1 protein-coding gene is annotated in these 344 nt (G+C 65.1%); it reads right to left on the bottom strand.

Translation table 11 applies throughout. The features are described from left to right. The coding region (locus QP381_RS08695; protein WP_285068568.1) for a peptidoglycan recognition protein family protein at positions 1-333 on the bottom strand (333 nt) is incomplete at its 3' end. Positions 334-344 lie beyond the last annotated feature (11 nt).

Genomic DNA, 344 nt, shown 5'->3' with positions numbered 1-344 from the left:
GCCGGGGGTGGGGGCCGGGTCTGCTTTCGGGCTTACGCTGGCAGGGGCCCCTCGGCGGATGTCTTCGGCGCGTGCGTCCAGCCAGGCGAGCTTGCCCGCATACGTGCCGGGGCAGGCAGTATTGTAGAAATCGTTATGCTTGGCCAGGGGGATGCGCCAGCCGTAATCGCGGCGGATATTGGCGATCAGCTCCGCGATGGTCTCCAGGTCTGCGCTGCTCATGCGTGGGTTGCACTCAATCCCGATAGAACGCTTGTTGACGGAGTAGTCGCCGGCGTGCCAGGCCGTATCGGCAGCGTTCACGATCCACGCTACTCGGCCTGCTTCTGCCACACAGTGAGCGG

This window comes from Pauljensenia sp. UMB6358, from assembly GCF_030216865.1.
Classification (GTDB): Bacteria; Actinomycetota; Actinomycetes; order Actinomycetales; family Actinomycetaceae; genus Pauljensenia; species Pauljensenia turicensis_A.
The sequence above is the reverse complement of the archived record's forward strand: the minus strand, read 5'-3'. Positions and strand labels throughout refer to the sequence as shown.